The sequence below is a fragment of the Streptomyces sp. NPDC102467 genome (genome assembly GCF_044765445.1).
In the GTDB taxonomy this organism is placed as follows: Bacteria; Actinomycetota; Actinomycetes; order Streptomycetales; family Streptomycetaceae; genus Streptomyces.
In genome coordinates this window covers 44,442-65,418 of the sequence record NZ_JBIWKA010000009.1, presented here as the reverse complement: position 1 = coordinate 65,418, position 20,977 = coordinate 44,442, and the positions used below count along the sequence as shown (strand labels likewise).

The following is a 20,977-nucleotide window of genomic DNA, read 5'->3' as shown; positions in this document are numbered from 1 at the left end:
ACTGACGTGGTCATGCCCGATTTCGAGACGGCTCGGACGCTGTGCCGGGGAACTCACCGAAAAGACCGTGCAATTGTCGGTGTCGCTTCCGTTTTTCACTCTAGCGATTTCCGGCCAACGTGGCCATGGCGGAAATCGAAGGAACATTTATTCGAAAAGTTCTTCTGGGTTGCGGCGCTATTTCTGTTGCATTGCGCGACCGAATGGCACCGCTGGGAACAGTGGGTCGTGCCCGGACCGCCGCCGACGCGGACGCCCAGGCAGAGGCACCGGGGGATGAGTACACGTTCCCGTGGCGGATACCTTTGAGACGTGCAGCCAGCAAGTGAATCCCCCCCGCCGCCGTCCGGCCGACTCCACAGGGCCCGCGTTCTCTACCAGAACGTCTCAAAGCGCAGGACCGCCTGGCTGTTGCTCAAGGACACCGTCAACTCGTGCATGGAGTACCGCATCCTGGGCCTCGCGGCCGAGGCGGCGTTCTTCACCCTGCTGTCCGTCCCGCCGCTGCTGCTGTCGATGGTGGGCCTGCTCGCCTACGTCGACTCGTGGACCGGCGCGGACACGATCGCGGGCGTCCGCGACAACATCCTGGAGGCCTCCCGCACGGTCCTCACCGACCAGGGTGTGAAGGAGATCGCGCAGCCGATCCTCGACGACGTCATCAAGGGCGGCCGCCCCGATGTCATCTCGATCGGATTCCTCATCTCGCTGTGGTCGGGCTCGCGGGCCGTGTCGACGTTCGTGGACACGGTGACCGTGATGTACGGCCTGGACGGGGTCCGTGGCATCGTGACGACCCGGCTGCTCGCGTTCCTGCTCTTCCTCGTGGGGCTCGTCGTCGGCTCGGTGGCGCTGCCGCTGATGATCGCGGGCCCCGACGCGGTGATCGGCCTCGTCCCCTGGTCGGAGTCGGTCGTCCAGATCCTGTACTGGCCGGTCGTACTCGTCCTGTCCGTCGCCTTCCTGACGACGCTCTACCACGTGTCGGTCCCCGTGCGATCGCCGTGGATCGAGGACGTGCCGGGCGCGCTGGTGGCCCTCGCGATGTGGATCCCCGGCAGCTTCCTGCTCCGCCTCTACCTCACCAACACCATCGAGGGGCCGACGATCTACGGCTCCCTCGCGGCTCCCGTCGCGGTGTTGCTGTGGATCGGTGTCTCGGCGTTCGCGGTACTCGTCGGCGCCGCGGTGAACGCCGCGATCGACCGTGTCTGGCCGTCGGTCGCGACGGCCGCGGCGCGCGCCTCGAACGAGCGGGTGCGGTCGGCCGCCGCCGCGCAGTACATGGCCATCGCGGCAGGCCGGTCGACAGGGCACGAACAGGACCCGGACGACCCCGAGGACCCCGACATGCCGTCGGAGTTCCCGGAGCGCTGGTCGAAGTTCCTGCCCCCGACGGACGTGACGTCCCGCCTGCGTACGCACGTACGCCGGCACGGGGACAGTCAGGGGGACAGTCATGGGGACGGGCACGGGGACGGTCCGCCGCGTGACGAGGAGAAGGACGAGTAGCGCGGGCTGCTCGGTGCCATGAGCCTGCGTCTACGCTGCCGTCATGGACGTACGCGCAGGGCTTCCGGAGGGGCCGCGGGCTCGGGGGGCGTACGAGGAGCGGCCGAGCCGGGTCCCCGGCGCGGTGCTGTGGACGCGCGCCGCCGCCCCCGGCACCGCGGCGCCGAACCCCGTGCTGCCCGACGGCTGCATGGACCTGATCTGGAGCGAGGGGCGGCTGTTCGTCGCCGGGCCCGACACGCGCGCCCACCCGTCCGAGGACGGTGCGGGACGCCGGTACGCGGGCATCCGTTTCGCCCCCGGCTCGGCCCCCGCCTACCTCGGCGTACCGGCACACGAACTGCGCGACACCCGCGCCGAGTTGGCACACCTGTGGCGCGGTGCCGATGCCCGCCGGCTCACCGAGCGCATCGACGCGGCCGCCGACCCCACGGCGGAGCTGGAGCGGGCCGCCGTCCGTCTGGCCGCCGCCGCCCCGCCCGACCCGCTGCTCGCCCGCGTCGCGGCAGCACTGGCCGCGGGCCGCAGCGTCACCGAGACGGCCGCGGCGACGGGGCTCAACACCCGCCTGCTGCACCGGCGTTCACTGGCCGCGTTCGGCTACGGACCCAAGACGCTCGCCCGGGTGCTGCGGTTGCAGCGGGCCCTGGCGCTGGCCCGCGCGGGCGTCCCGTTCGCGGAGACCGCCGTCCGGGCCGGCTACACGGACCATCCCCATCTGGCCCGCGACGTGCGGGCCTTGACGGGCCTCACGCTCGGCCGCCTGGCCTGAGGGAAGCCTGCGCGGCTTGTCCGGATCAGGCATTGTCCGCATCAGGCGAACAGATCGACCTGATTCCCGTCCGGGTCGTGCACGACGGCGTAGCGCTGCCCCCACACCGCGTCCCACGGCTTGCTCTCGCCGTGGTGCCCCGCCCCCGTCAGCGCCGCGTACGTCGCGTCGACCCCGGCGGCGTCACCGCAGTGGAAGGCGAGCGCGATCCGGCCGCGGCCGCGGCCCGCGCCGCTGTCGTCCGGGTCGAACATGAGCCGGATGCCGCCGGGCAACTCCGTTTCCACGTGCGGAAGTTCCTCGGCGCCTTCGGGGAAGGAGAGGCCGAGGAGGCGGTAGAACGCGAGCGAGGCGGCCAGGTCGCGGGAGTTGATTCCGATGGCGTCCATGCGGACGGTGCTGTCAGTCATGGCCTCACCGTAGACACGCGGAGGCCGCTCGGTCTTGTACGAAACGGACCGGAGCGATCGCTCGCCGCGACCTGACGGCGACGTAGGCTCGACCGCATGACCAGCGACACCACGCCCGGCACAGGCACCGGCACCGGCCCCGCGCCGCTCAGCTTTCCCCGCGCTCTCGCCGCGTACCGGGCCGTCGTCCTGGACGGCGGTCTGTCCAACCAGCTGGAGGCCGCCGGGCACGATCTGAGCGACGAGCTGTGGTCGGCGCGGCTGCTGGCAGAGGAGCCCGAGGCGATTGTCGCGGCGCACCGCGCGTACTACGAGGCGGGCGCGAGCGTCGCCATCACCGCGAGTTACCAGGCCACGTTCGAGGGGTTCGCGGGGCGCGGCATCGGACGTGAGCGGGCGGCCGAACTCATGGCGCTGAGCGTCACGTTGGCGCGTCGGGCGGCGCGTGAGGTCCGGGCGGACCGGCCGCTGTGGGTGGCCGCGTCGGCGGGACCGTACGGGGCGATGCTCGCGGACGGCTCCGAGTACCGGGGGCGGTACGGGCTGAGCGTGGCGGAACTCGAACGGTTCCACCGGCCGCGCCTGGAGGTACTGGCGGCGGCGGAGCCGGACGTGTTCGCCCTGGAGACGGTGCCGGACGCGGACGAGGCGCGGGCGCTGCTGCGGGCGGTGCGGGGCCTCGGGGTGCCGGCGTGGCTCTCGTACAGCATCGAGGGGGAGCGGACCCGGGCCGGGCAGCCCCTGGAGGAAGCGTTCCGGCTCGCCGCCGACGCGGAGGAGATCGTGGCGGTGGGCATCAACTGCTGCGCCCCGCACGACGCGGACCGGGCGGTGCCCCTGGCCGCCCGCGTCACCGGCAAGCCGGTGATCGTCTACCCGAACAGCGGGGAGACCTGGGACGCGGGGGCGCGCCGCTGGGTGGGCCGGTCGACGTTCGGCCCGGAGCGGGTCGCGGGGTGGCGGGCGGACGGCGCGCGGATCATCGGTGGCTGCTGCCGGATCGGGCCGGCGGCGATCGGCGACGTCGCCCGAGCGGTATCGGGAGCCTGAACGGTATCGGGAGCCTGAACGGCTGCCGCGCGGTGCGCCGAACTCTCGCGGACCCACCAGTTCCGTCCGACCCGTTGACCTCCCCCCGGCCCCCTCATACCTTCGCCGTGTTCGTCATCGCGAGTGATGTTCGATATATCGGACGGAAGGTGGCCAGGTGATCGCCCAGGACCATGCACACCCCTCCCGGAGAAGCCTGTACGTGATGCTGCTGGCCGTGTGCTGTGCGCTGGCGGCGGCGTTCCTGCCCGCCGTTCCCGCCCAGGCGGCTTCGCAGTCGATCCCGAACGGCGGGCAGTTCACGACGAGTTCGGGCGACCCCGTGCACGCGCACGGCGGGGGCGTCATCAAGGTCGGTGCGTACTACTACTGGTTCGGCGAGCATCGGGGGGACGACAACACGTTCCTCTACGTGGACGCGTACCGCTCCACCGACCTGAAGAACTGGGAGTTCAGGAACCATGTCCTGACCCGGTCGAGCGCCGGTGAACTCGCCACGGCCAATATCGAGCGCCCCAAGGTCATGTACAACGCGGCCACCGGCAAGTACGTGATGTGGATGCACAAGGAGAGCGCGACCGACTACAGCCAGGCGCGGGCCGCCGTCGCCGTCTCCGACACGGTGGACGGCACCTACACGTACCAGGGCAGCTTCCGGCCGCTCGGCGCGCACATGTCCCGCGATCTCACCGTGTTCACGGACACCGACGGCACCGGTTATATGGTCTCCGCCGCCAACGAGAACTACGACCTGCACATCTACAAGCTCACCGCCGATTACACCGGCATCGCGAGTCTCGTCGCCAACCCGTGGCCCGGCGGCCACCGTGAGGCCCCGGCCCTCTTCAAGCGCGGCGGCGTCTACTTCATGCTGACGTCCGGGGCCACCGGCTGGAGCCCCAACCAGCAGCAGTACGCCACCGCAAGCTCCCTCGCCGGGCCCTGGACCGCGATGAAGAACGTCGGCGACTCGACGTCGTACGGCTCGCAGACGGCGTATGTCCTGCCGGTGCAGGGGAGTTCGGGCACCGGCTACCTCTACATGGGGGACCGCTGGGGCAACTCCTTCGGAACCAATGTCAACGGCTCGCGGTACGTATGGCTGCCGCTCACCTTCCCCAACACCACGACCATGACCATGAGTTGGGCGCCGGAGATCACCGTCGACGCCGCCGCGGGCACGATCGGGGCCACCAGTGCCACCTACGAGACGCTGGCCGCCCGGCACAGCACCAAGTGCGTCGACGTACCGGACCAGTCACTGCTCACGGGCAAGGCCGTCACGCAGTACACCTGCAACGGCGGCGCCAACCAGAACTTCTGGTTCAAGTCCGTCGGGAGCGGCTACTACGCACTGGTCGGCCGGGGCAGCTCCCTGTGCCTGACGGAGAACGCGGCGAGCGTGACCCAGGAGAACTGCACCGGCGCGACCACCCAACAGTGGAGCGCCACCGCTTCCGGCGGCTACACCACCCTCAGGGCCCGCGCCACCGGCGAATGCCTCGACGTGAACGGCGCGTCCACCGCCGACTCCGCCGCGATCATCACGTACGCCTGCAACGGAGCGACCAACCAGCAGTGGACACGCGCGAGTTGACCGTGTGGCCTCAGGCCCCGGCCGCCCGCACCATGGCCGCCACCAGACGCTGGTTCTCCGGCGCCGCGCCGCCCGGGAAGGCGAAGCGGCGCCGGGTGTAGCCGTAGGCGAGGCCCGTGCCCGGGTCCGCGAAGGCCTCCGAGCCGGCCGCGCCGCAATGGCCGAAAGCGTCCGCGCCCAGAGGCGGATAGCGCAGCCCCTCCGTCTCGAAGCCGAGCCCGAACGGGTCAGGCGTGGCGGTCACCAGGTCGGTGCCCGTCCAGTCGCGCCGCGTGAACTCCGCGATCGTCTCCGGCTTCAGGAGCGCGGGCCCGCCGTCCACCCCGCTGAGCGCCGCCGCGTACAGCCGGGCGAGACCGCGCGCATTGCCCACACCGCCGGCCGAGGCGGGCCCGAGGGCACGCACCGTACGGGAGTTGACGTAGGCGATGAGGTCGAACGACGGGTCGGCGGACTGATTGAAGGCGATCGCGGTGAGGCTGTCCTGCGCCGTGCTGTTCGCCTCCAGAAATGCCTGCTGTTCCGCGGTGGGGGCCATCGGCCGCGTCGGCTGGAACCTCGCCTCCTCGGTCTCCGGCAGACCCAGCCAGAAGTCGAGGTCGTGCGGCGCCCTGATCCGCTCCTCGTAGATCGCTTGCAGGGAGCGACCCGTCACCCGGCGCACCACCTCGCCCGTCAGGGCCCCGATCACCAGGGCGTGGTATCCGTACGCCGTACCCGGCTCCCAGAACGGCCGCTGCGTGGCCAGCCGTTCGGCGATCACCCGGTCGTCGGCGAGTTCCTCCAGGGTGAAGCCGCCATCGACCCCGATCAGGCCCGAGCGGTGCGCGAGCAGCTCGCGCAGCGTCAGGCGTTCCTTACCGTGGCCGGTGAACTCGGGCCAGTACGCGGACACTTCACGGTCCAGGTCGAGGACGCCGTCCTGGACGAGCAGCGCCACCACGAGGTGCGCGGCGCCCTTGGAGTTGGAGAAGACGGCGGTCAGCGAAGAGCCGTCGAACTCCTCGCCCGCCCACAGGTCCACGACCTGGCGCCCGTGCACGTACGCCGCGAGCTGCGCCCCCGGCTCGGCCGACTCCTCGGCGAGCACCGCCGCGAACTCCTCCCGGACTCCTTCGAACCCCGCCGCGACGGTTCCTTCGACCTCGATGCCGCTCATCGTCATGCCCCCATACGAGTTGACCGTGCCGTCTGGCTTCGGAGTGATCGAACCCTGGACGCGGCCCGGCTATTCCCGCCGTATCGGGTCGTCTCACCCGCCGGTCAACAGGCTTTCCAGAGACTCCAGTTCCCGTATGTACTCCTTCACGCCCAGCGGCGTCTTCCGGACCGCGGGGGCGTGCCGCGCCGAGTCCGCACCGAGGAACACATCCGTGTGCCGGCGCCGTCCCGCCCCGGTCTCCAGGAACAACGTCACCGTCGGGGAGGAAGCCGTGCTCCACGCCCGGTGCAGGGTGTGCGCCGGCAGGGCGTAGCTGCTGCCCGCGGCGTACTCGGCGACCTGGGTCAGGCGCAGCAGGGCCGGGCCCGCCGGTTCGAGCAGCCAGTCCGCCGTGTCCCGCGACAGCGACTCCCGGTACCGGGCCGCCTGCTCGCCGCCGTCCCGCGGGAGGGTGTCGTGCGCGTAGAGCTCCATCCGCAGCGCCCCGCGCACGATGTGCGAGGCGAGCGGGGAGCGGTGGTTGTGGATGTCCCCCGGGGCGCGCGTGCCCGGATGCCAGACGTGGGCGCGGAGCATGTGCCGCGGGCCGCAGTCGATGAGCAGCAGCTTGTCGAAGCCGAGGACGTGCCGGTACGAGAGCCCCGCCCGCGGCTCCGGGTCGATGTCGCCCGCCGTGACATCGCGGATGAGCCCCAACAACCGTCTGGGAGCGCCCAGTCGGGCGACGACGTCGTACGCCGCCCGGGTCAGTTCCGCCTCGGACGTATGCACGTCGAGGGCATCGGCGATCAGCCGCCGCGCCGATTCCGCCGGTCGAGCCCTCATGCCCACGTCCTCCCGCACGACTCCTTATTTGCTCATATATCCATAAGCCATGGGCCCGTTGTGCCGAAAGACCTTGGTAAGTCATCCATATCGGCCGCCGTGGCTCACTTGTGGCTCCGTGGCGTCCGCCTTGTGCGGCGTGGGTTCGGAGCAGCCGCGCGGAGGGCTGCTCCGAACCCACCCCGGTCGGTCAGTTGACGGCCAGAACAGCCTTGTTGTTCGTGAGGTCCGGGTCGAAGGCGAAGGGGTACTCGCCGAACTCGCCGAACGCGGGGTGGATGCTCACCGCGCCGGTCGCGCCGGGCACCACGGTGTCGATGCGCACGGAGAACGCGAACGTGCGCTGGGTGTCCTCGAGGACCCAGTACGGCAGGTTGCAGTCGTAGCGCGGGGCGCCCGTCCGCTTCGGGTAGTAACCGCCGCCGAGGGTGCGCGGGGAGCAGCCGGACGGCACACCGGTGACCGTGGTGCCCTCGGGCACGATCAGCCGGACCTCGGCGGCCGGGTCGCCGGAGCCGAGGTTGCCGAACCAGGCCGGGCCGTTGTTCTTGAACGTGAGCTCGGCCGTGGCCGTCTCGCCCGCCGCGCCGGAGATCGCGTCGCCGGTCACGGAGAAGTCCGCGTTGTTCTCGGCGCCGATCTGGAGGGCCACGTAGTCGTTCGTGGAGTCGAGGTCCTGCGCGCCGTCGCCCGGCTCGACATCGATGTCGAGCCGCTCGTTCAGCGCGTGCGGGGCGATGCGCACCGTCAGCGGCTCGGGCAGTTCGAAGGAGTCGCCCGGCGCCAGCACCTGGTCGAAGGTGCAGACTGCCTTGTTCGACGGTGCGCCGTCGTTGCCGTCCGTCGTGGTGTACGCGCAGGCGTCGTACCGGGTCAGATCCGTCAGGCCGTACGAGGCGTACAGCGTGACGGAGACCCCGTTCGCGCTCTTGTTGCCGTTGTTCGTGACCTTGAACGGGATCGTCCGATCGTCACCCGGCCGAGCGCCCTCGATGTCGGCGACGGGGGCGATGGCGAGGTCGGGCCCGGCGCCGACGGTGAGCGTGGTGTCGAAGCTCTCGTGCGGCGCGGTGAGCGTGCCGTCGGGACCGCCGGTGGCCGTCGCCTCGTAGGTGATCCTGCCCTGCGCGCCGGCCTCGGCGCCGTCGGCCGCGCGCACCGTAAGGAACACCTGACCCTCGTAGTCGCCCCCGATCGTGGGCACCGTGGGTATGTCGCACACCGCGCTCGTGCCGCTCGGCGCGCAGTTGTCGGGCCAGGTCACCTCGGCGACCCCGGCGAGGCCGGAGATGTCGACGGTGAGCCTGCCGTCGGTCACCGTGAAATTCTCGTTGTCGTGGTAAATGCCGACACCGAGGGTGCGGGACTGCGGCTGACCGCCGTCGGTGCCGAGCGGCAGCGTCTGCTCGTACGGCTCGTTGACCCACAACTGGTCACTCTGCGGCGAGTCGTCGTCGGCGAGCGCGGGCGCGGCGAGGCCGGCGGTCAACAGACCGGCGGCCACCGCCACGGCGGCGCCGGATCTGAGTCGTACCGGGCGTCCAGCAGAGAACAGTCTCATTGCTACCCCCCAAGGGTGCCAAGGCTTCTGACGCGCCGGCAGCCCCGGCGCACCGGACGGATCATCACACGGCAGGGGGCCCCGCCGCGCCCAGGTTCTCCTGGCCGCGGGGGCCGGGGGCTCAGCAGGTCACAGGCTCTAAGGGGCATCCGTACCGCTCAGGGACGGACCGTGAACACCAGCTTGCCCGTGACGCGGCCCGTCTCGCCCTCCGCGTGGGCCTTGGCCGCCTCGGAGAGCGCGTACGTGCGGGAGACGTGCGCGCGCAGCTGACCGGATTCGGCGAGCGTCGCGACCGCTGTCATGCCCGCCTGGTCGTGCTCGACCAGCATGAACCTGGCGCGCACTCCCAGTTCCTCGGCCCGGTCCCGTACGGCGTCCCACCGGTCAGGGAGGATCGACACCAGGATGCCGCCGGGCTTGAGCACCTCCAGGGAGCGCAGGCAGTTCTCGCCGCCCAGGGAGTCGAGCACCACGTCGATCTCCCGGGCCTCGGTGACGAAGTCGGCGGTGCGGTAGTCGATGACCTCGTCCGCGCCCAGGCCGCGCACGAAGTCGTGCTTGGCGGCGCTGGCCGTGCCGATGACGTACGCGCCGCGCGCCTTCGCGATCTGTACCGCGAGGTGGCCCACGCCGCCGGCCGCCGCATGCACCAACACCCGCGTGCCGGGGCCGATTTGGGCGTTGTCCACAAGTGCCTGCCAGGCGGTCAGGGCCGCCAGGGGCAGCGCGCCCGCGTCCACGTGGCTCAGCGCGGCGGGCTTGGGCACGAAGGCGCGGGCAGGGCCCGTCACGTACTCGGCGTGCGAGCCGGCGCCGTACGGGTACGGCAGCATGCCGAACACCTCGTCGCCCGGCGCGAAGAGGGAGACGCCGAGACCGACGGCCTCGACCACACCGGACACGTCCCAGCCGAGCGTGAACGGCGGCTGCCCCAGGAAGGCGCCGGTCCCGCGGTGCTTCCAGTCGGTGGGGTTCAGCCCGGCCGCGTGGACGGCGACGAGGATCTGGCCGATGCCGGGCTCCGGGCGGGCGAGCTCGGCCACGCGCAGGACGTCGGGGTCGCCGAGGGTGTCCTGGGTGAGGGCGCTCATCGTGTTCTCGGTGCCGGTGTTCTTGGTGCCGCTGTTCTGGGTCATGTGATCAGCCTGCCCCGGCCGCCCGACCTCGGCAATGGCAAGATTGCCATGAACCGATAACATCGTGCCATGGGCTTCCAGGACTTCCAGGACACGCCGGCCGGCCGGCCGCACCGCGTCGTCTCCCTCGCGCTCGACGGCGTCTACCCGTTCGAGCTCGGCATCCCGAACCGGGTCTTCCCGCTGGTGCCGGGCGCGTACGAAGTGCTCACCTGCGCGGCGACGGACGAGCGCACGGTGCGGACCGACGCCGACTTCACGATCACCGTCGCGCACGGGCCCGAGGCGCTGGAGAGCGCCGACACGGTGGTCATCCCGCCCTACGACCTGCGGCGCATCTCGGCGGAGCTGTCCGACGAGGAGCGCGCCGCGTTCGCCCGGATCCGTCCGGGCACCCGCCTGGTCTCCATCTGCACCGGCGCGTTCACGCTGGCCGCGGCCGGGCTCCTGGACGGCCGGCCCGCGACGACGCACTGGGCGCTGGCCGACGCGTTCCGCCGGATGTTCCCCGGGGTCGACCTCGATCCCGAGGTCCTGTTCGTCGACGACGGTGATGTGCTGACCTCGGCGGGCGCCGCGTCCGGCGTCGACGTCTGCCTGCACGTGGTGCGCTCCGACCACGGCAGCGCGGTCGCCAACCGGGTCGCCCGGCACTGTGTCGTACCGCCGTGGCGCGACGGCGGGCAGGCCCAGTACATCGAGCAGCCGGTGCCCGAGGAGGGCGACACCGGTACGGCCGGCACCCGCGCCTGGGTCCTGGAGCACCTCGACCGGCCGCTCGCCCTCAGGGACCTGGCGGTGCACGCGCGGATGAGCCCGCGCACGTTCGCCCGGCGCTTCCAGGAGGAGACCGGCATGAGCCCGGGCCGCTGGCTGATCCAGCAGCGGGTGCATCGGGCCCGGCACCTCCTGGAGTCCACCGATCTGCCGGTCGACCGGATCGCGGCGGAGGTCGGCTTCGCCACGGGCACCTCGCTGCGGCAGCACCTTCAGGCAGCGATAGGGGTGTCCCCGCGCGCGTACCGGCGGACGTTCCGCACTCTCGGCGCGGCCGTCTGAGACAGCCGCACTATTCGGTGGGCCACTCCCAGCGCTCCAGGTCCCGCAGCCACGCCCGCGCGTTGCTGTCGGACGGCGCCCGCCAGTCGCCGCGCGGCGAGAGCGAACCCCCGGCGGAGACCTTCGGACCGTTCGGCATCGCGGACCGCTTGAACTGGGCGAACCCGAAGAAGCGCTTGCAGAAGTACTCCAGCCAGTGCCGGATCTCCGCCAGGTCGTAGGAGCCGCGATCTTCCTCGGGGAAGCCCGGCGGCCACTCACCGGCCTCCTGGTCGCGCCAGGCGTGCCACGCCAGGAACGCGATCTTGGAGGGCCGGAACCCGAACCGCAGCACGTAGAAGAGCGTGAAGTCGTGCAGCGCGTACGGGCCGATCTTCGACTCGGTCGACTGCAGCTCCTCGCCCGGCACCAGCTCCGGGCTGATCTCCGTGTCGAGGATCGCGGTCAGCGTCCGCCCTGCCTCGTCGCCGAACAGGTCGCTGCTGACGACCCACCGGATCAGGTGCTGGATCAGCGTCTTCGGCACCCCTGAGTTCACGTTGTAGTGGCTCATCTGGTCGCCGACGCCGTACGTGCACCAGCCGAGCGCCAGCTCGGAGAGGTCGCCGGTGCCGAGCACGATGCCGCCGCGCTGGTTGGCGAGCCGGAAGAGATAGTCGGTGCGCAGCCCGGCCTGCACGTTCTCGAAGGTGACGTCGTACACCGGCTCGCCGGACGAGAACGGGTGGTCCATCTCCTTCAGCATCAGCCGCGCGGTGTCCGTGATGTCCAGCTCGGCCGCGGTGACGCCGAGCGACTTCATCAGCGCGTGCGCGTTGTTCTTCGTGTGGTCGCCGGTCGCGAAGCCCGGCATCGTGAACGCCAGGATGTCGCTGCGCGGGCGGCCCGCCCGGTCCATCGCGCGGGCGGCGACGATCAGGGCGTGCGTGGAGTCCAGACCGCCGGACACGCCGATGACGATCTTCGGTCCGCCGATCGCGCCGAGCCGCTGCTGCAACCCCGCGACCTGGATGTTGTACGCCTCGTAGCAGTCCTGGGCGAGCCGCTCCGCGTCGGCGGGCACGAACGGGTACCGCTCGACGCGGCGGCGCAGGCCCAGGTCGGCGCCGGTCGGCGGGTCGAGCCGGAACTCCACCGTGCGGAAGTCGCCGGTGCGCGCGGCGTGGGTGCGGCGGTTCTCGTCGAAGGTGCCCATGCGCTGGCGCTCCTGGCGCAGCAGATCCAGATCGACATCGGCCACGGCGGACCGGTCGCCGAGCGGGAAGCGCTCGGTCTCGGCCAGCAGCGCCCCGTTCTCGTAGATCATCGTCTGCCCGTCCCAGGACAGATCGGTCGTCGACTCACCAAGGCCCGCCGCCGCGTAGACGTACGCGGCCAGGTAGCGCGAGGACGCCGAGCTGCACAGCATCTTGCGGTCGTCCGCGCGGCCGACCGTGATCGGGCTGCCCGACAGGTTGAGCAGCACGGTCGCCCCGGCCAGCGCGGCCTCGGCGCTCGGCGGCACCGGCAGCCACATGTCCTCGCAGATCTCCGCGTGCACCACGAGCCCCGGCACGTCCTCGGCGGCGAACAGCAGATCCACCCCGAACGGCACGTCCAGGCCGCCGACCCGGATCGTGCCGCCGCGCTCGTCGTCCCCCGGGGTGAGCTGCCGGCGCTCGTAGAACTCCCGGTAGTTCGGCAGGTACGACTTGGGGGCGATGCCGAGGATCCGGCCGCGGTGCACGACGACCGCGCAGTTGTAGATGTTGCCCCGATGCCGCAGCGGGGCCCCGACGACGAGCACCGTCAGGAGGTCCGCCGACCCCGCGACCACCGCGGCGAGAGCCTCCTCGACCTCGTCGAGAAGGGCGTCCTGCAGTACGAGATCCTCGACGGAGTAGCCGCACAGGCCGAGCTCGGGGAAGACCGCGACGGCGACCCCCTCCTCGGCGCACCGGCGTCCCTGGCGCAGGATCGCCTCGGCGTTGGCGGGCGGGTCCGCGAGGGCGGCGTGGCCGGTGCAGGCGGCGACCCGCGCGAAACCTTGGGCATAGATCGACCGGAAGTTCACCCGTCCATCATGTCAACCGCCCCGCGGCGCTGCGCGCCGGGACCCGGGTCGGCCGACCGGCGGGGCCCGGAAATTCCCTCGCCGACGCGCACCCGCTCCGCCACAGTGATCGCCATGACCGAGACCCCCGCCTTCCTGCCCGGCCTCGAACTGTCCCGGATCCTCTACGAGGAGGGGGTGCGGCCGGTGCTCGACGCCGCGTACCCGGGTCTCGCCTACGCGGCGGCCCGCGTCGGTACGGGCTCGGAGGTGCTCGGCCTCGACACGGCCCGCTCGGCGGACCACGAATGGGGGCCGCGCCTGGATCTCTTCCTGGCGGACGCCGACGCCGCCGCCCTCGCGGAGCCCCTGCGCGAACTGCTCGCCGAACGACTCCCCAAGCACGTACGCGGCTGGCCCACGCACTTCATGCGCGACAGCGGAAACCTGCTGGATCCGGTGTCCGGACACATGACGCCGACGGACGGGCCGGTGGACCACCGGGTCTCGGTGACCGGCGTCGAGACGTGGCTCCGGCGTCAAGTAGGCAACAGCAGAGGAGAGTTGACCTCGTCGGAATGGCTCGCCGTGCCGCAGCAGCGACTCGTCGAGGCGACCGCGGGCGCCGTCTTCCGCGACGGACCCGGCACGCTCACCACGGCCCGCGCCCACCTCGCCTGGTACCCGGACGAGGTGTGGCGGTACGTCCTCGCCTGCCAGTGGCAGCGGATCTCGCGGGAGGAGGCGTTCGTCGGCCGCTGCGCGGAGGTGGGCGACGACCTCGGCTCCGCGGTGGTCGTGGCACGCCTCGTCCGCGACCTGATGCGGCTCTGCCTCCTCCTCTCGCGCACTTATGCCCCGTACAGCAAATGGCTCGGCAGCGTCTTCGCCCGCCTGCCGGTCGCGGCGCGCCTCACGCCGTCGCTCCGGGGCGCCCTCGCCGCGACGACGTACGCGGACCGCGAGCACCACCTCTGCGACGCCTACGAGACGGTGGCCGCGCTGCAGAACGACAGCGGGCTCGCCGAACACGTCGACCCGGCCCGGCGCCCGTTCCACAGCCGCCCGTTCCAGGTCCTGCACGCGGAGCGCTTCGCGCGGGCCCTCGCCCTGACGCTCACGGACCCGGAGCTGCGGAGCCGCCCGCTGACGGGTGCCGTCGACCAATGGGCCGACAGCACCGACTACTTGACGACGGCCCCTTAGCCGTTACGTGAGCTCTCGGAACGTGAAAGTGAACTCGGCCGGCGCGGGCGTCAGCCGGTACTGGGGCAGCACCCCAGGACCGCACGACTGGGAGCCGATGCCCTGCTGGGCGTGGTCGAGGTTCAGCCACACCGTCTCGGAGGGCGTCAGGTCCGTACGGTGCTCGGCCGCGTCGAGGTGCTCCGATGTCCAACGGCGGGCTGTCAGTGCGAAGTTCGGGTCGCCTTCGATGCGCAGGCCGCCGAGTTCCGCCCAGCGGACGTCGGCCCGCGCGCCGTTCTCCTGCGGCCGCACGTACGGCGTCTGCAGCGCGTCCACGTCGGAGTGCCACAGGCCGACCCGGGACGCCGCCCGCGTGTCGGGGTACGCCTCACCGGGGCCGCCACCGAACCAGCGGACGGCGTCGGCGCCGCCGGGCAGCCCGAACCGGACGCCGAGCCGTGGCAGCGGGAGCTGCCAGTCGCCCTCGGGGCCGACGGACACGGTCAGCCGCAGCCGGTCCGCGTCGGCGGTCCAGCGGTAGATCGTCCGCAGCCCGATGTCCCGGCCCGCCGGGGCCACCCGGGTGCGTACGGTCAGCGCGTCGTCGCCCGCCTCCACACCGTCCAGGCGGTGGTGCATCCGGTGCAGCCCGAACCGGCGCCACAGCGGCCCGAGCCGCTCGCCGCTCTGCCAGCTCGCCCCGTCGTCGTTGTCGGTCGGCGCCCGCCACACGTCGAGACGCGGGGCGATCACCTCGACACCGCCGATCGTGCGGAGCGCCCCGGTGCGCGCGTCGAACGCGGCCGGACCGAGCGTGATCAGCCGCTGCCCGAGTACGGGACCGGCATCAAGGAGGCGTGCTCGTACGGCCGTCGGGGCGCCCGGGGCCTGGCCCCACGCGACCTCGCGGCCGTCCGTGTCGAGTGCCCGTACCGTCCATCCCGTCTCCTTGCCGCGTCCGTCGGCGGGCGCGGGCGGCAGCTTCACTTCGGCGTGCTCGCCCGGGGTGAGCGGGGGCAGGGTGAGCGTTCCCGACGCGGCCGGCTCGCCCTCGACGTCGTACGCCCAGGTGAAGGAGAGCCCGGACAGGTCACGGAAGTCGTAGCGGTTGGTGACGCGCACCGCGCCTGCCGGGGCGTCGATGTCGATGCGTACCGGCTCGATCACCTTCTTGAGCTCGACCAGGCCGGGCGACGGCGTGCGGTCCGGGAAGACGAGGCCGTCGCAGACGAAATTGCCGTCGTGCAGCTCCTCGCCGAAGTCACCGCCGTACGCGTATCCGTACCGCTCGTCGGCGATCCCGTGGTCGATCCACTCCCACACGAAGGCGCCCTGGAGCCGGTCGTAACGCTCGAACAGCCGCTGATAGTCGGCGAGTCCGCCAGGACCGTTGCCCATCGCGTGCGCGTACTCGCACAGGATGAAGGGGAGCGCACGACGACGGGACGGGCCGCCGTCGAGACCGCGGCCGATCCGCTCGACCTCGGCGTGATCCGCGTACATCCGTGAATACACGTCCGTGTCACGGCAGTTGATGTCGCCCTCGTAGTGGACGAGCCGCTCCGGATCGCGGTCGCGGATCCACTCGGCCATCGCGGTGAGCCCGCGGCCGGTGCCCGCCTCGTTGCCGAGTGACCACAGGACGACGGAGGGGTGGTTCTTGTCGCGCTCCACCATGCGGGCCGCGCGGTCGAGCAGGGCCGGTGTCCACCGTTCGTCGTCGACGGGATTGTCGCGCCAGCCCTGCTCGACGAAGCCGTGGGTCTCCAGGTCGCACTCGTCGATCACCCACAGGCCGTACTCGTCGCACAGGTCCAGGAAGGCGGGGTGTGGCGGGTAGTGGGAGGTGCGCACGGCGTTGATGTGGTGCTGCTTCATCAACTCGACGTCACGGCGCATGGTTTCGAGGTCGAGGGCGCGCCCGCGCTCGGGGTGCCACTCGTGCCGGTTGACGCCCTTGAAGAGGACCGGCGTGCCGTTCACCTTGATCAGGCCGTCCGACAGTTCCACCGTCCGGAACCCGATGCGCAGCGGGACGCGCTCGCCGCCGGTGTCCAGCGTGCCCGCGTACAGGCGCGGCGTCTCCGCCGTCCACGGCTCGACGGGAACCGTCACCGACTCACCTGACGCACAGTCAACTGCCAACTCGGGCACGGTGATCCGGGCATCGACATCGCTGTCCACGCGCAGCGTGCCCGTGCCGGACGTGTGGTCGTACGAGGAGTGCACGAAGAAGTCGAGCGCGCAGTCGGCGGGCCGGTGCAGCAGCGTCACGTCGCGGAAGATGCCCGGCAGCCACCACTGGTCCTGGTCCTCCAGGTACGAGCCAGCCGACCACTGGTGGACCCGGACCGCGAGCACGTTCCCGGTCGGCTTCAGCAGCCGGCCGACCGCGAACTCGTGGGGCAGACGGCTGCCCTTGAACTCGCCGATGTCCGTGCCGTTCAGCCACACCCGCGCGCAGGACTCCACGCCGTCGAACCGGAGCGTGGCCGCACCGTCCGCGGGCCAGGAGTCCGGCAGGTCGAACGTCCGCAGATGGTCGCCGGTCGGGTTCTCGGTCGGCACGTACGGCGGGTCGACCGGGAACGGGTAGAGGTGGTTCGTGTAGATCGGCGCGCCGTGCCCCTGGAGCACCCAGTGGCCCGGCACCGACACATCGGCCCACTCCCCGGCCTCGGACTCCGTGTACCCCTCCGCGGCGAAGGACTCGTCCTGCGCGTCGGCTGTCGGCGACAGCCGCAAGCGCCACCTTCCGTTCAGGGACAGGGTGGTGGCCGAAGAGTCGGCGTACCAGGCGCGCGGCGGCAGCGCGCCGCTCCCGGGCAGGACATCGTCGACGTACGAGAAGGACACAGGGTCTCCTAGCGACGGGTTCTGAGAAGGAAAGGGCGAAGGGAAGCGTGACCCGTCGAGCCCGGCCGTCGCCACGGCATTGCCACCAATGGTGGCGAAAGTCCAACAACCCACGCGAAAGTCCTGGCAGCGCGTCCAAGCCGGGGCACGAAAGTCCTCGTCCAGAGACAGGTTCTCAGCACTCAGCGGGGCAGCAGCGCCCGCACGAACGCGTTGCTGAACGTGCCCCGCGGATCGAGGCGCCGGGCGAGCGCGGCGAACTCGGCGGCGTGCGGATAGAGGGCGGCGACCCGGTCCGGCGCCGCGGTGAACACCTTCCCCCAGTGCGGTCGCGGCGCGAAGTCCCGCAGCCGGTCCTCGACCAGCGACACCACCGGCAGCACGCGGGGCGCGTCCGCGACCCACGTGAAGTGGAAGGCGACCGTGTCCCGGCCGTACGCGGGGCTCAGCCACTGCGTGTCGGCCGCGACGGTCCGCACCTCGCACACCTGGAGCACCGGCGCGATCCGCTCGCGCACCGCGTCGAGCGCGTGCAGCGCGGCGACCGCGTGCTCGCGCGGCAGCAGATACTCCGACTGCAGCTCGTCACCGCTGCTGGGCGTGAACTCGGCCCGGAAATGCGGCAGCCGCTCATGCCACGGCCCCGGCACCCCGAACTGCTCGGTGCAGTGCACGGCGGACATCCCGGGCACCGGGTGCTGCGCCTCGACCGCGGGTTCGGCCCACGGGAACTCCACCGGCTCGGGCAGCCGCTGCTTGACCCACACCTGGTCGAAGTGCGGCCCGCGCCACTTGGTGAACAGACTCACGCTGTACGCGGCCGAGGAGACGGCCGCGAAGTCAAGGCCCTGGAACGGCAGTTCACGGAACACGTGCTGCGCGACCTCGAAGCCGGGCTCCACGTCGAGAGTCAGCGACAGGACGACCCCGAGCGCGCCCAGTGAGACGACGGCGCCCTCGAACCCGGCGTCGCCGCGCGCGAGCGTGACCGTCCCGCCGTCGGCGGTGAGGAGTTCGATGGCGCGGACAGCCTCCGCGAGGGACCGGTTGTGGACGCCGGAGCCGTGCGTGCCGGTCGCCACGGACCCGGCGACCGAGATGTGCGGCAGCGACGCCATGTTGGGCAGGGCGAGGCCGTGCTTGTGCAGCTCGGCGGCCAGCTCGGCGTAGCGCACCCCGCCGCCGACCCGCACGGTTCGCGCGGCGGCGTCGACCTCGATGCCGCCCGGCAGACCGGCGAGCGACAGGAGGACGCCGGACCGGTCGGCGTCCACGTCGGCGATCCGGTTGAACGAGTGGCCGCTGCCGAGGACCCGTATGTGCGGGCTCTCGGCGATCAGGCCGCGCAGTTCGTCGAGGGAGGCCGGGCGATGCACCTTCGGGACGGAGAAGGTGATGTTGCGGGCCCAGTTGGTGGGGGCGGCGGGTTCGGTGGCGCGGGCTTCGGGCATGGTGTGCTGCCTTCCTGCGAGGGCGGGCTTCCCGCAGATTGGATCACGGCGGATTTGCTGTGCGCCCCGGGGCCCGCTCCTCGATCGCCGGCGGGGGTCGGCCGGTGCGCGCCGGAGGGACCGGGCGCCCAACAGCCGGTGAGGGCCGGGTGATCACGCGGGAGTACTGTTCCGGCGCATGACGCACACCGAGCCGACGAGCACTCTCAGCCCCACCGACCGGACCCGGCCTCGCCGTATGAAGGAGAACGCCAGCTTCGAGCGGGGCGATCTGGAAGCGATCCTCGACGCCGGGTTCGTCTGTCATCTGGGAGTGGTCGTCGAGGGGACCCCCATGGTCGTCCCCACCGTCTACGGACGCGATGAGCGGTACCTCTACGTGCACGGGTCGGTGGCAAGCCGCAGCCTGGCCGCCGACCCGGACGCGGAGATATGCGTCACCGTCACGCACGTCGACGGCCTCGTCCTCGCCCGCTCCGTCTTCGAGCACGGCGTGAACTACCGCTGCGCGATGATCTACGGCGTGCCGCGCACCCTCACCGACGACGCCGAGAAGACCGAGGCGCTGCGCATCCTCACCCATCACTCGGCGCCGGGCCAGTGGGACTATGCCCGCCGCCCCGACCGCAAGGAACTCGCGGCCACGACCGTCCTCGCCCTGTCCCTGGAGGAGGCCTCGGTCAAGATCAGCGCGGGGCCGCCGGACGACGGGCGTTCGCCGGACGCGGAGCGCGGCCGGTGGGCCGGCACCCTCCCGCTGACCGCGCGCTGGGGCGCCCCCACCGCCGACCCGCTCCTGCCGCACGGCATCACCGCACCCGCGCACGTCGTGGCCCGAGCGGGGACCCGCCAGGGCTGAGCGACAAGCGGGGGCATACCGTGAGGTGTCGAACTGTGACTGTCGCAGGGTCGTCGTAGTGGCCGGTCGTGGTGGCCGGCCGTAGATGCACGTTGTAGATACATGTCGTAGAAGCAAGTCGTAGATGCACGTCGTAGAGGCAAGGAGACCGGGATGCAGAGCCGTACGGCACTCGTCGAGGACCTGATGGAGCGCTTCCCGCACGTTCCGAGGGAAGCGGTCTTCAAGGAGGACCTGCTCCGGGGCGGTCTGGCCTTCGACCCGTCGGCGCTGAGCGACAACGAGGACGGCGAGGTCAAGCCGAAGTCGTACTTCATCTTCTCCTTCGACCACGGCACGCTGCCCGAGCTCGGCGAGGCCGCGCTGCGCCGTCCGCCCGAGGAGATCGTCCTCACCGGCGGCCCCTACGACCTGCGCCGCACGGTCGTCTCGGTCCGCGTGAACCCGTCCTCCCCCTACCGGGTCGCGGCCGACGACGCCGGCATGCTCGGCCTCTACCTCGACGGCAAGCGCATCGCCGACGTCGGCGTGCCCCCGATGCCGGAGTACTACCGGCACAAGCTCTCCAACGGGAAGTCGGTCATGGAGGTCGCCCCGACCATCCAGTGGGGCTACCTGATCTACCTGACCGCGTTCCGCGTCTGCCAGTACTTCGGCGCCAAGGAGGAGTGCCAGTACTGCGACATCAACCACAACTGGCGCCAGCACAAGGCGGCGGGCCGCCCCTATACGGGCGTGAAGGACGTCGACGAGGTCCTTGAGGCCCTGGAGATCATCGACAAGTACGACACCGCGAAGACCTCCACCGCGTACACGCTCACCGGCGGCGCGATCACGTCGAAGGTCCAGGGCCTGGACGAGGCGGACTTCTACGGGCGGTACGCCAAGGCCATCGAGGAGTACTTCCCCGGGCGCTGGATCGGCAAGGTCGTCGCGCAGGCGCTGCCCAAGGACGACGTCCAGCGCTTCAAGGACTACGGCGTGCAGATCTACCACCCCAACTACGAGGTGTGGGACGAGTACCTGTTCAAGATGTACTGCCCGGGCAAGGAGCGCTACGTCGGCCGCGACGAGTGGCACAAGCGCATCCTCGACTCCAGGGACGTCTTCGGCGCGCGCAACGTGATCCCGAACTTCGTCGCGGGTGTGGAGATGGCCGAGCCCTTCGGCTTCAAGACCGTCGACGAGGCCATCGCCTCCACGACCGAGGGGCTGCGCTTCTTCATGTCGAACGGGATCACCCCGCGCTTCACCACGTGGTGCCCGGAGCCGACGACGCCGCTCGGCAAGGAGAACCCGAACGGCGCCCCGCTGGAGTACCACATCCGGCTGCTCGAGGCGTACCGCGCGACGATGGACGACTTCGGTCTCTCGTCCCCGCCCGGCTACGGCCCGTCGGGCGCGGGCCGCGCGGTCTTCTCGGTCAGCTCCTTCATGGACAGCCTCGCGCCCAACGAAGAGGCGGTGGAGGTCTGAGGCCGAAGCTCTCAGTGCCGCGGCGCCG

General features: G+C 71.3%; 16 protein-coding genes. 8 read left to right on the top strand and 8 right to left on the bottom strand.

The window, feature by feature from the left end:
* The first annotated feature begins 312 nt into the window (after nt 1-312).
* Complete coding sequence (locus ACIREE_RS19875) at nt 313-1,512, top strand: YihY/virulence factor BrkB family protein (protein ID WP_404153474.1); 1,200 nt, start codon at nt 313-315, stop codon at nt 1,510-1,512.
* A 43-nt stretch (nt 1,513-1,555) separates the two neighbouring features.
* A complete protein-coding gene (locus ACIREE_RS19870; protein ID WP_404153471.1) occupies nt 1,556-2,284 on the top strand; it encodes a helix-turn-helix domain-containing protein in 729 nt (242 codons plus the stop codon).
* Between the two features lie 41 nt (nt 2,285-2,325).
* Here ACIREE_RS19870 and ACIREE_RS19865 read toward each other — a convergent pair whose 3' ends face one another.
* Complete coding sequence (locus ACIREE_RS19865) at nt 2,326-2,694, bottom strand: VOC family protein (RefSeq protein ID WP_404153468.1); 369 nt, start codon at nt 2,692-2,694, stop codon at nt 2,326-2,328.
* A gap of 96 nt (nt 2,695-2,790) precedes the next feature.
* Here ACIREE_RS19865 and mmuM point away from each other — a divergent pair, with 96 nt between their 5' ends.
* Entirely contained in the window at nt 2,791-3,744 is a 954-nt protein-coding gene (mmuM, locus tag ACIREE_RS19860) for a homocysteine S-methyltransferase (RefSeq protein WP_404153466.1), read from the top strand.
* A gap of 205 nt (nt 3,745-3,949) precedes the next feature.
* Nucleotides 3,950-5,341: an RICIN domain-containing protein gene (locus tag ACIREE_RS19855; RefSeq protein ID WP_404154244.1), complete on the top strand. Its 1,392-nt coding sequence runs from the start codon at nt 3,950-3,952 to the stop codon at nt 5,339-5,341.
* A 10-nt stretch (nt 5,342-5,351) separates the two neighbouring features.
* On the opposite strand, the gene ACIREE_RS19850 is transcribed toward ACIREE_RS19855, so the two are convergent.
* From ACIREE_RS19850 to ACIREE_RS19835, 4 genes are all read right to left on the bottom strand, one after another.
* Nucleotides 5,352-6,500, bottom strand: a complete 1,149-nt coding sequence (locus ACIREE_RS19850; protein WP_404153464.1) for a serine hydrolase domain-containing protein — start codon at nt 6,498-6,500, stop codon at nt 5,352-5,354.
* 93 nt (nt 6,501-6,593) lie between these two features.
* The gene (locus ACIREE_RS19845) at nt 6,594-7,328 is read right to left on the bottom strand and encodes a hypothetical protein (RefSeq protein WP_404153461.1); all 735 of its coding nucleotides are present in this window, start codon (nt 7,326-7,328) and stop codon (nt 6,594-6,596) included.
* 190 nt (nt 7,329-7,518) lie between these two features.
* Entirely contained in the window at nt 7,519-8,889 is a 1,371-nt protein-coding gene (locus ACIREE_RS19840; protein WP_404153459.1) for a hypothetical protein, read from the bottom strand.
* A gap of 158 nt (nt 8,890-9,047) precedes the next feature.
* Nucleotides 9,048-10,028 carry an NADP-dependent oxidoreductase gene (locus ACIREE_RS19835; RefSeq protein ID WP_404153457.1) on the bottom strand — a complete coding sequence of 327 codons (981 nt, stop codon included), beginning with the start codon at nt 10,026-10,028 and terminating at the stop codon, nt 9,048-9,050.
* 69 nt (nt 10,029-10,097) lie between these two features.
* Between ACIREE_RS19835 and ACIREE_RS19830 the strand changes: the two genes are divergently transcribed.
* Complete coding sequence (locus ACIREE_RS19830) at nt 10,098-11,087, top strand: GlxA family transcriptional regulator (RefSeq protein ID WP_404153454.1); 990 nt, start codon at nt 10,098-10,100, stop codon at nt 11,085-11,087.
* Between the two features lie 10 nt (nt 11,088-11,097).
* Here ACIREE_RS19830 and ACIREE_RS19825 read toward each other — a convergent pair whose 3' ends face one another.
* Nucleotides 11,098-13,140, bottom strand: coding sequence for an NAD(+) synthase (locus ACIREE_RS19825; RefSeq protein WP_404153451.1), 2,043 nt, complete (start codon nt 13,138-13,140; stop codon nt 11,098-11,100).
* Nucleotides 13,141-13,254: 114 nt separating this feature from the next.
* Between ACIREE_RS19825 and ACIREE_RS19820 the strand changes: the two genes are divergently transcribed.
* On the top strand, nt 13,255-14,325 hold the full coding sequence (locus tag ACIREE_RS19820; protein WP_404153448.1) for a DUF4037 domain-containing protein: 1,071 nt from the start codon (nt 13,255-13,257) through the stop codon (nt 14,323-14,325).
* Between the two features lie 3 nt (nt 14,326-14,328).
* Here ACIREE_RS19820 and ACIREE_RS19815 read toward each other — a convergent pair whose 3' ends face one another.
* Nucleotides 14,329-17,163, bottom strand: a complete 2,835-nt coding sequence (locus ACIREE_RS19815) for a glycoside hydrolase family 2 TIM barrel-domain containing protein (RefSeq protein WP_404153445.1) — start codon at nt 17,161-17,163, stop codon at nt 14,329-14,331.
* 182 nt (nt 17,164-17,345) lie between these two features.
* Nucleotides 17,346-18,614, bottom strand: coding sequence for an FAD-binding protein (locus tag ACIREE_RS19810; protein WP_404153442.1), 1,269 nt, complete (start codon nt 18,612-18,614; stop codon nt 17,346-17,348).
* A gap of 178 nt (nt 18,615-18,792) precedes the next feature.
* On the opposite strand from ACIREE_RS19810, the gene ACIREE_RS19805 reads away from it, so the two are divergent.
* Nucleotides 18,793-19,473: a pyridoxamine 5'-phosphate oxidase family protein gene (locus ACIREE_RS19805; protein WP_404153440.1), complete on the top strand. Its 681-nt coding sequence runs from the start codon at nt 18,793-18,795 to the stop codon at nt 19,471-19,473.
* A gap of 153 nt (nt 19,474-19,626) precedes the next feature.
* A complete protein-coding gene (locus tag ACIREE_RS19800; protein WP_404153436.1) occupies nt 19,627-20,949 on the top strand; it encodes a radical SAM protein in 1,323 nt (440 codons plus the stop codon).
* Nucleotides 20,950-20,977 lie beyond the last annotated feature (28 nt).